Origin of the sequence: Mesorhizobium shonense, assembly GCF_040545255.1 — a bacterium.
GTDB classification, from domain to species: Bacteria; Pseudomonadota; Alphaproteobacteria; order Rhizobiales; family Rhizobiaceae; genus Mesorhizobium; species Mesorhizobium shonense.
In genome coordinates this window covers 41,545-53,010 of the sequence record NZ_JBEPLM010000027.1, presented here as the reverse complement: position 1 = coordinate 53,010, position 11,466 = coordinate 41,545, and the positions used below count along the sequence as shown (strand labels likewise).

The following is an 11,466-nucleotide window of genomic DNA, read 5'->3' as shown; positions in this document are numbered from 1 at the left end:
CGAACGGGGTAACCGGAGCTGAGGAAGGCTCTGCAAACGAGGGCGCGGAGCTCTGCATCTGCGTAGTGAGCCGATCCCAAGCTCCCTCGAACGGAGTATTCGGATCTGAGGAAGGCTCTTGAAACGAGGGCGCGGAACTCTGCATCTGCGTAGTGAGCCGATCCCAAGCTCCCTCGAACGGACTATCAGGAACTGAGGAAGGCTCTTGAAACGAGGGCGCGGAGCTCTGCATCTGCGTGCCGAGCCAATCCCAAGCTCCCTCGAATGGAGTATTCGGAGCCGAGGAAAGCTCTTGAAACGAGCTGGCGTGCTGGGCGCCTTCCTCGGCAAACCAACCCGCCTCCTCGGGAGCCCGCAACCCGAGCGCTTTATTCGCCTCGACGAGCTGTAGATATTGCCGAAGCATCGTAAGATCCGTTCCATAGAGCCGAGGTGAAACCTTCCTAAAGTTCTTGGCATCTGCGTCTAAGCCACGTCGCTGGTCAGTATCGCTAAGCCGGTCAACTATGTTGCTCTTACCCTCCCTTTGGAGCCAGTCACTGAAGGCACGAAGGCGGCTAGCCCGGTCTTGAAAAGGCAGCTTTTGCGCCGTAGTCGCATCTCCAAGTCCACGTATGGATTCGTCCAGCATCGCGTCGATGACACGGGCGTCTGCGGGATAGGGGTGCAGGAGCCGCCGCCCCATGAGACGCGGGCCGGGCCCGACCTGTTCGATGCCGTACCCTTCCGACATGAGCCTCCGGAGATGATTCAGCGTCGACTGAAGACGGTTCTCAGGGTCATTACCCTGAGCTTTATACAGGTCTAAATCGTCCGCCAGCGATTCATCTCGAAACCGAGAAGCCAACGGCTCCTTATCGTTCTCATGGAGCCAGTTGGCGAATTTTTTTGCATGTATCAGGCTGCTGTCAATCGTGTTTTTGGGAACGCCGGCTTGCATGGCTGCCGTTTTGAACCGCTTCATAAGCGCATCGTCTTCGGCAGGGAGAGCAGCCAACCGCTGTCGGCGGTGGGGGTTGAAATTCGCGGCGCGTTCCTCGACGTTTGCGGCGTGGAACTCTTGGAGCACTGTCAACGCCGCATGGAGACGCTTTGTGCCAGAGAGTGTCGCAAGTCGATTCAACTCCTCGGGGCGCTCAAGCAAGCTGGTCAGCGTCAAGTCCTTCGACCAGAGCCATGTCCGGAACTGATGCAGCCTTCCCACCCACCAAGTAACGGTGCCTTCCGAACGGCCGGCGGATTTGGCCGCCTCCCTGAAGTCACCAATAAGCCTCTCGTCATCTGTGAGCTCAGCTGGTGGGAGATTGGTTTGTCGGATGTTTTCCAATGCCTCTATGATTTGATCTTTGATTTTCTTGCTGCCGGTAGAGTCAAATTGCTGCGCATACTCCCGTGCATCGTTGTCCAACTCATGGTCGTTCAGCCGGTCGGCAATTGGGTCCCTCTCACGCTGGTTAAGCCATGCACTGAACTGGTGCAAATGAGATGCATTCCTCTGGGCAGTCTGCACGAATGTGCTGCCGAGAGACGCCCTCAAAAACCTGGAAACAAGGATTTTGTCCGTCTCGAAGGGCTCGGTCGGGAGCCGTCGCTTCGCGTAATATATGCGAAGCCCTGAATGAACTACATCCGTCGCCGACATGCCGGACGAGTCCTCGCGACGACGCCCCGAAAAGGCTTTGGCGACACCTGACTTAACACTTGACCATAGGTGCCGGCCTTTGCCGTCCTTCGTCCGCACAGCAGGAGGGGCTCCCGAGGGCCCGGTGTAGCACGTGCTGCTGGCCCCGCCATTTCGTGACTTGGCCCGCTGAGGCATCCACGTTGAATCCTCTATGTCAGCGCGCTGGGATGATCCATGCGATTTCGCAGGGCGAGTGTCAGGCATACTAGCTTCAGGGTAAGTAGTATCGCTGGGGCTCGCTCCAGCGGAACTGAGCTGCAACTCGCTCAGTTGCTGTTCAAAACGTGCTTGATCCTCGGGCATGCCTCCCGATTGTTGCCGCACCCGCTGCTGTTCCTGCAGAGCAGCGTAGTCGCGCATCCAAGCGTTCGTATCAAACCATCCGTTGTGGGGCTCCAAATCACTCTCCATAGATGAGACAAATCATAGCTGGACCTAAGCTAAGCCCGGATGCGGAATTTGCATTCCGATCGAACCTAACGGCTTCGAAGGCTTTGCGTTGTTCAACGTCCGGTATATCCCTCATTTAGCTGTCAGAAGGCTGACGAGCACGTTTGTACGTGCCGGTAGTTTCACAAATGTTGGAGTGCGCGGCCTGTGAGTGGCAATGGCGGGGCTACTGATTTGCCATCTGATGTTTGATGTTCAACTGGTTGCGAACTCGGATGGCTGAGCGTGAATGAACAGGGAGATATGATCTCCTCGAAGGCCGCTGACAGACCGCTTCGACCGTCGCCGTGTCTATTGAGCTCTCGCCGCCTGCTTCCCATCGAGCGGATCAGGCCATTGCGGCTCGTCTTGTGGTCACGACACGCGCCCTGTTGCCCAGGACAGTGTCGAGACGAGAGTACCGGCAGGAATCGAATTTCGTGCAGCTGGCGAACAAAGCCTGCACGGTTGCCCGGTCGTCGGTCTGCTTCTGCAGCCGGATCAAGTCCCATTGTTCGGCCTCTTCGGCCACGGAGCGGCCGCAGGGCTGACGATGACAAATTTCCAGTTCTCTCAGGCTGCAGCCCACGCCCCGATGCCGCAGTAGTTCCAGTGGTCTTCGCTTTTGGCGATTTCAGCATTTTGGCCGAGCGCAGGTCAGGTTTATGTCAGGTAAGGACGGCTATGTGTGATGGTCAAAGCTTTGTCATTGTCTCAGGAAAACATTTTGCGAAAGATCGATGTCTGTCGGGTGCTACGGGTAGGATTGGGATGACCGCCAAAGAAAGCGAAGCACCCCCGCGCGCAAGGTCATCACGCCGAGAAGGCGAAGCCAGAACCTGCGTGCGCGCAGAGGGACATCGTCGCCTTTGGCGCATGGCTTGATGACTGCGGTTCCCGTTATTTCCATGCCGTCGACGTGCGTCCGAAATCTCCTGCCGCGACTACTGCGTGTGCTTCGAATTAAGGCAAAGCTTTTGGGGATGGCCGCCGATGCCGTGCAAGCGATCGCATCCGGGCGATCGACAAGACCTCGAACGGAACCGATGGGGTCTCACGCATTGAGCTGACCAATGGGGTGGGTACTTCGGTCACATGCGCTTCGAGCGGCTAATGAGGGCATGACCAGCGTCAGACTTTTCAGAACCCCCGTTTCGTGAAGACCATCTTCGCCTTGGCGCCCGGTCCATCGCAGCTCGCCCTACGGATGAGCGATCAGCCTCGACACTATAGGCGGCATTGCCCGCATTGGAGATTGGATATGGCGGGCATTGGACGATCTGGAAGACCGCACACGGGAGGTGCTGAGTCCGGCAGCACGCGGGGATCGAGAGGTCCGTGCCCGCAATCAGGCCGCGCCCCCGAAGAAGGCAGTCAATCGTTCAATTCCGTCGTGCAGCGAATGCACTCTGGGCCGCAAAACCAAGCGACGTCTTCCGCTCCCGTTGCGCCCCAGGCCGACAATGCTGCTGGCGATCGTCCTGTCGGTCCCTCGCTTGGCTCACGCCGACTTTTGGCTGCTGCTCTAGGTCAAATCAGTGGGCGGCGGCGTCGCTTCCCCTCGGTGCCGGAGGGCGAGGGGCCAGCCCGAGAAGAAGGCTTATTGCATCCTGATGACGAACCCTGGCGCGGCGACCGATCAGCCGGACCTTCATATACAGCCGCGCGCCCACCGCGCCAGCAAAGCGTGAGCGAACCGGCTGCCAGACCGGGAGAACGGCCTATCGACGATAACGCCGGGCGGGACGGTCACGGCGGAATCTCGCAACGGAACGGACCAAGGCGGCAGCCCGGTGGCGAACCCTGGCGCAGCCATCAAGCGACCGGAAGCTCGCGCATCGACGCCTTGCCGCCGCCGCAGCGACAAAGCGTACCCGATCTGGCTGCCAGATCAGGTGAGCGACCTATCGACCATGTGGCTAGACGGGATGGCCGCGCTGCAAAATCGCAAGAACTGCTTAATGGCGCCCTACACGACATTGGTTTCGCTGGTGACATACGCAAATTCTCAATGGCTGTGGTGCGCTATCGCAAAGAACTGAAGATGCCGGAACTTGCAACATTCCTGCAACAGGCCGCTGCCCAGTTCAAATCTCGATTTGTCACCAACTGGCAGCACGAGATCCGCGCCCGGCAAACATGGGGATATGCCACAGTTTGCAATGCAGTGAGCCGCGAGGAAGGTCCGGCAGGCATGGAAGCTTGCCGGGCCATGGCAGCTCAGTTGTGTAGGTTTGCCCACGAACTCATTGATGTCGAGCCCAAAGCGCTTGCGCTCTTGGCGTTATCGTTCAGTCGATATCCACGGGTGCCGGCCTGCCAAAACGGAATGAGCAGCATTGCTGAATTTTGTTGCCAGCAAAGCGGAGTGCTTCGGGAACTCGACAGTCAAAGCCTGGCCCTGTTGGTGAACGGGTTCAGCAAATGGCCGGAACAGGAAAACTCACGCCTTGCCTCTGTCGCAGTTTCCGGTGAGGTCCGTCGCCGTGCCGAACGGACAAACGGCCTCGCCGGTTTTGAGCCACAGCATTTGGCGAATCTAGTGAACGGTTTCAGCAAATGGCCGCAAGAGACGGGGTGTGGCACGGCCACGGTCGCCATCGCCAGCGAGGTCGGCCGTCGCGCTGGCCAAGCCAACCGGCTCTGTGATTTTCATCCGCAGGAACTGGCCAATTTGGTCAACGGTTTCAGCAAATGGCCGGAAGCTGCAGGCTGCGGCGACGGCACAGGCGCGATCGCTGGTGAGGTGCTTCGCCGCGGCGGCAGCCGGCTCTCTACTCTTGATTCGCAGAACTTGGCGAACTTGGTGAATGGTTTCAGCAAATGGCCGGAAAGGACAGGCTGTGGCGCGGCCACGGCGGCGATTGCCAAAGAGGTTCTTCGCCGCGGCGCCGATGCGTTATCTGATTTTACTCCGCAGGGTCTGGCAAATCTGGTGAACGGTTTCAGCAAGTGGTCTGACACAGGGGGGTGTGGTGCGGCCACCCTCGCGATCGCGGCTGAGATTCGTCGTCGCGCCACTGGAGCGGATCGGCTCGCCAATTTCACTCACCAGAACCTGGCAAACTTGGTGAACGCCTTTAGCAAGTGGCCTGGACAAGAGAGTTCACGCCTTGCCACTGTCGCGATCGCCGGTGAAGTCCGTCGCCTTGCCAACCGGCTCTCGGGTTTTGATTCGCGAGACTTGGCGAACCTGGTAAACGGCTTCAGCAAGTGGCCTGCCGAGTCGGCATGTGCCGAAGCCACGGTCGCGATCGCCTGTGAGATTCGCCGGCGCGCCGACAGGCTGTCCGATTTTACTCCGCAGGCACTAGCGAATCTGGTGAACGGCTTCAGCAAACGGCCGGACCAAGTGAGCTGTAGTAGCGCCACGGTCGCGATCGCTGGTGAGTTGGTTCGCCTCGGCCCCGGCCGACTTTCCAGTTTTGCCCACCAGCATCTGGCAAACCTGGTGAACGGGTTCAGCAAGTGGCCCGATCAGGCGAACTGCCGCGAGGCCGCGCTCGCGATCGCTGGTGAGGTTCTTTGCCGCGGTGCCCGCCGGCTCCCTGGTTTTGATTCGCGCGAGCTGGCGAACCTTGCGCTCGGTTTCAGCAAATGGCCCGATGAAGTTGCCTGTGGTGACGTTACGGTCGCGATCGCTGGTGAGATGCTTCATCGCGGGGACCGTGCCGATGAGCTATCTGCTTTCAGCCCGCAGGATCTGGCATACTTGGCGAACGGTTTCAGCAAATGGCCAAAGCATACGGGTTGTGCTGCGGCCACCGTCGCTCTCGCCGGCGAGGTTCGTCGCCGCGCCGACGCGCTGTCCGTCTTTGATCCGCAGGATCTGGCCAACCTGGTAGGTTGCTTCAGCAAATGGCCGGAACAAGTAGAGTGTCGCCGCGCTACCGTCGCGATCGTTCGCGAGATCCGGCGCCGCGCTGACCACGCTGGCCAGCTATCTTATTGTACCCCGCAGTCTATGGCGAACCTGGTGAACGGCTTCAGCAAATGGCCGGATGACACGGGCTGTTGCCAGGCCACCGTCGCGATTGCCGGTGAGGTTCGCCGCCGCGGCGCCCAGCTGATCGATTTTACTGCGCAGGAGCAGGCGAACCTGGTGAATGGCTTCAGCAAGTGGCCGGTAGAGGCGGGCTGTCGCGAGGCTACCGTCGCGATCGCCGGCGATCTGGTTCGCCGTGCCGATCGCGCCGAGCAGCTATCTGCTTTCAATCCTCAGGATCTGGCAAATCTGGTGAACGGTTTCAGCAAGTGGACTGACGAGACGGGGTGCGGGGACGCCTCGGTCGCAATTGCTGCTGAAGTTCGTCGTCGCGCCGACCGCACCGGGGGGCTGTCCGATTTCTCCTCGCAGCAACTTGCCATTGTCCTGCATGGCTTCGGCAAATGGCCCGAACAACCGGTATGTCACGGGGCGATCATGGACATCGTGCGCGGGTTCGGCGCAGCGGGTCCAAGATTTAGCACCTTCACTACCGTCGCGCTCGGCACCATCGCCAATATCTTGGGGCGCGGCGTCGTACGGGGACAGGACGCTGGAGAAATTGCAGACACCGCTCTGCTGAGGGATCGGCTGCATCAGCTGGCCCATCATCTTCATTACGCCAGCGATCGCCTGGAGCAGGCCGATGCGCTAAGCATCGTGCATATCTTCAAGGCGCTGGCGAAGGCGCAGTTGCACGACGATTTGGGTCTACTCGCACGGGCAGGCTTGGATCGGCTCGAGGCCTTGCGTCGAACCTCTGGCTTTGCGCCAGAGAACCTCGAGACCATGGGCAATCTCTGCGCCGCTCTGGTGCCGTTAGCGCGCAGCTCCCAAAGGGCGTTGCGCTGGCACCGCAGGCAGACTTTGAACCTGCTGAACGACATCCAGCCAGTCGTGGAGCACAAGATCAAGGCGCAACTCAAGGCACGCGAGGCCGAGCGGATCGCTGGACCGAATTCGAGCCGCTGTCCCGCCTTGTCGATTTATCAAGTGCTCAAGGCCCGTGCTGTCCTTGAGGGGCTTTACAAGAGGCCCTACGTCGATGCCGAAAGTTCCACTTTGAAGCGGCGTCGGGATGAGCTGCATCGCGGAACCAGGGAGATCCTGGCCAGCACGCGCGGCCTCATCGAAGGCGACCTTTCCAACATGAGTTGGAACCTGATCGCGCAGATCGAGGCAGAGGGGCCGGTCGAGGCGCTGGACGAGTTCATGGCGCAGAACGCAGCACTGATCCAGGCCCGACATCCAGCCGCCGTCTTCGATGTCCATAAGGTATTGCGCGCTATGGATCACGAGCCGAGACCGCCGGAGGGTGATGCGGGATTGATGCAGTTGCCAGTGGTGGACATGCAGGGGCGGCGATTGCCGACGGAGCCCGAGACGCGCTATTCCACTTTCCATCGCCTGACCTCGGGGGCGGTGAACGTGGTCGCGGTACAACTGCCGGGAAAGCCGAGCGCCTTCATGCTGGGGCGGACATTGAGTGTCGAGGGTGTGCCATACCGGATGGATCTATTCGGCGGCAGCAAGTCAAAACCGCCGAAAAAGACCCTCGCCCAGATCGCCGCCCGCGCTCCAGGCGAAACGGCGGCTCAGGCGCTCGGGGGGAAGCTGCTGGCAATTCCATATGCCGAAACCGCACCGGGTACGGCGTTCGAGCAGCTGTCGCGATACTGGGCGCCATTCAAAGAAGCCTATTATTACACGCAGCGCCGAGGCTTTGCCGCGCCCCCGGCGATCAAAGGTCTAGGGCCCCACGACTACGCACTCGAAGGAGCCTTCAAACTGTCACTGCTGCCGGACCGTCCGACGGGCGAGGCGCATCCCTTCAGGCTGACCGGGCCGGAAGGCCCGATCGCCTTGCGACCGCATGACGGTTGCGGCTTCATAAAGGCTTCGTTGGCCGAGCGTATGCCGGCTGTTCGTCGGGCCGCTCAAGGCCAAGGTCTCGATCGGGTGGCTGCTTTTGCTGAGGCAAGGAGATCGTCCGTTCCTGCCTCGGCGCTGCAACATTATCCGCGCAGCGAGCTGGTGGCGGATGAGACGCGCGAGAAGGCCAAGACCTGGCTCGACAGCAGAGAAGGACAAGAGCTGGGGGCCGAGGATCTGTTTCGCACCGTGACGGCCGGACACATCGACGCTCCCGGCGCGGTCGCCGTACCGTCCAGTGATGATTGCGTCCATGTGCCCACGCTCAAGAGCGAGACCTTGACGGGGAGGGGTGGCGTTCTGATCGGGCGAGCCCCCTATGACAAGGCCAACCTGCGGCCATTTGGCTCCAAGCAAGTCAGGTCGGCAGGTGATGGGGATCCGACTGCGGCCTTCCTGGATGGCTGCGTAGCCATTCAATACAGTTTCAATGTCGCTGAGAAGAACGGGAAAGAACTGGCAGGCGACGATCCGATGTTTTTTGCCAAAGGCATTCTGATCGTCGTGCCAGATGAGATGTGGCCGGCCGACTACGTCGAGCGTGAGCTGGTGCTGTCCGCCGAAGACGTCAAATCACATTCGAGCTGGACACACGCCAAGGATCGCGCCAAGGTGGACACGCTGGTCGACAGTATAGGCATTCTCCAGGCGACGGAGGTGTTTGCTCCGGGCTCGTTGGTTGCTATCCCGACCAGTGAACAGAAGAAGCTTGACGGCGACTTCGACGGGGACGCAGTCATCATCATTGGCGACCGACCGCAGCTTTATGAGCATGTGCGGCAGTTCGATGAGAAGGAGCAAGCGCGCGGCGTTCGCTCACTCAAGCCGGCGAAGTCGCATACCCCGGCGCTTAAGGACGATAGCTATCAGTTCAGTCGTGCCCGCCAGATCCTTGCCACCACGCAGGACGTCCTGGAAACCTATAGCTGCCTGCAACGAAACTTTCTGGCGCAGTCCGACGACGCCCGACGCTGGTTTGCCGAGCGTGCTGTCTTCGGCACCTACGAGGGCATTCACCACGAGCTCAGGCGCGACATCGCTAACCTGTTGAACGCGGAAGAGGTGCGGAGCCAGGATATCCAGGACACGCTCGCCAGGGCGAGGCAGGAGATCGAGGTCGCCCGGCATCCGGTCGCGCGCGAGATGGCCGCGTTGCTCGTGGCCGAACTCGCGGCGTGGGCGGCGAAGACGGATCAGCAAAACTTGCCCGCAACCGCCGAGAGCGTGGACGATTTAAGCCTGACGGTGAGCCCGGCGCTTGCAACCCTCTTCCAGGAATTGGCGGAGAGCTATCCGGCAACGTCCCAGCCTCGCGACCGCGTCCAGCTTTTGCTCGATCACACTCAAGCCCGGATCGATCCTTCCCCGGATGGCTACAATCCGGACGACCTCGTCGAAAGCACAAGCAATCTCCTGAGCCTCGGCATTAAGGTTGGGACGGATGCCTATAAATCCGACACCGGCACCCGCCGGTTTCTGAAAAAAAGCCATGAGCTGCAGCGGCTCCTATGCCAGACGCCGGGCTTGCAGCCCGTGCCCTACGTCAAGAGCATGGCGGCGACACTCAGCCAAGGCAGGTTCGATGTCGACGCGACCTTGGAGGAACTGAAGGACAATCCCACGCTGGCGGCTGGCGTCATGGAGGCCTCGATCAAATTCGCCGCACAGAACGGCCTGTTGCCTGAACGCTCCGGCCGCCGCCCTGTCGCCGTGGATTCCGATGTGAAGGTAACGCTGAGCCGCCAGGAAGCATCGGAGCAGGCCAAAATCGAGGCGACGCGCGCGAGCGTTGAAGAGGAGGCAATCACCGCAGCGGCACTCTCGGTTGCCGAGAGCCTCAGGCAGGCCGGCATCCCGGTGAACATGCCTCATTTCGATCGCCGGGTGCGATCGGAAGGCTCGATGGCTGAACATCTCACCGGATTGAACGCCCCCGCTGGCAGCGCGCCGCAGCTGATTAGCAACGCTGTCCGCCACATCTTCGAACTCCCCGACCAGGATTTTACCCGTGGCTTTAAGAAAGCCATCCTGGCCTTCGACGAGCGCGGCTATGCCGAACGCCACACAAGCAACTGGTTCAGGATGCGCAATCCGACTTTCAGCGGCATCCAGAGCGTGCTCGCCACACCGCATGGTTATCGCTTCCAGGTTGAGTTCCATACGCCGGCCAGCTACCAAGCCAAGCTCGCCAATCATCACACATACAAGCAGCTGGACAAGCTGAGGCGGGTGGGTGGGGAGGTTCCTGCGGAGCAACTCCTGCAGCGCGTCATGGAAAACTGCCAAGGCGTCCCAGTCCCCGATGGCGCTCTGGCCGTGCTTCAGTGGGAAGCTGAAGGCGAACGCGGGGCAAGCGCCACTGCGGCCCTGAAATTGCGACCTGTCGGGCAATCGAGCATGCCGCAAACCGTCAGGTCATCACAGGCGAAGGAAGTCCTCGCCGCGCTCGGCAGTCGGCCGGTCGTGCTCGTTGGCATGCCGGGCGCCGGAAAATCCAGCATCGGCCCAGCTCTCGCGAAGCGACTGCAGCTCCACTTCCGCGACACGGACAAAATAATCGAAAAGCAGACCCACAAATCGATCTCGCAAATCTTCGAAGAGCAGGGCGAGGCCTACTTCAGGGAGATGGAGGCGAAACTGATTGCCCGTCTGCTGGAGGCAGAGCCCGCGGTGATCGCCACCGGCGGCGGCGCGTTCATGCATGAGCAGAGCCGCCGTCTCATCGGCGACAAGGCGGTCTCGATCTGGCTCGATACCAAGCTTGAGGTGATCAAAAAGCGCCTCAAAAGGGATACCAGCCGCCCGCTGCTGCAAGGCCCTGATCCGGAGCAAAAGCTCGCCCAACTGATCGATGAGCGCAGACCATTCTACCAACAAGCCGATCTCACCTTCGTCCCGCCTCACCAGCAAGACAAAAAGAACGCGGATCCATGCCTCAGCGCGCTACACGCCCATCTGTGCCGAGCGCGGCCGCCAATCAGCAGGTCGCCAATAGGGTCGCATCACCAGGATAAACCGTAGACAAGCACAGGAACTGACGGGAGCGCATGAATGAGCCCTCTGTATCTTTTCAAGTCGCTGGGCAGTGAAAACGCCGATACGAGAGCGTAATAACCGCCGAAACGAAGTCAGGGGGCCATCGTCGATGGCCTCATCGCTGGCCGGGTTTGTTCACGACCCAAAACGCCGCCGCAGCCGCCAAGCGCTCGCCGGCAAAAGCACTCGCTGACTTGCGTCTGAAAGGACAAAGCACCGTTCCGCACCCACGCCATATACCTATGGATCGCCAGCTTAGCGGCGATCGTGAACGGGTGGATAACGATGACGCGTCGAGCCCCTGCCATATCAATTCATCGATCGGCAGAGTTCGCATACTCCGAACGCTTCACATCAAATCTGCTTCAATTGCGGCACCGAGCATGACTGCCCCTTCCGA

1 protein-coding gene and 1 pseudogene are annotated in these 11,466 nt (G+C 60.3%); one reads left to right on the top strand and one right to left on the bottom strand.

Annotated elements, in window-relative coordinates:
• Positions 1-1,480: pseudogene (locus ABID26_RS34865) on the bottom strand (hypothetical protein); the annotation flags it as partial.
• A 2,479-nt stretch (positions 1,481-3,959) separates the two neighbouring features.
• Here ABID26_RS34865 and ABID26_RS34860 point away from each other — a divergent pair.
• Positions 3,960-11,051: a shikimate kinase gene (locus tag ABID26_RS34860; RefSeq protein ID WP_354418062.1), complete on the top strand. Its 7,092-nt coding sequence runs from the start codon at positions 3,960-3,962 to the stop codon at positions 11,049-11,051.
• Positions 11,052-11,466 lie beyond the last annotated feature (415 nt).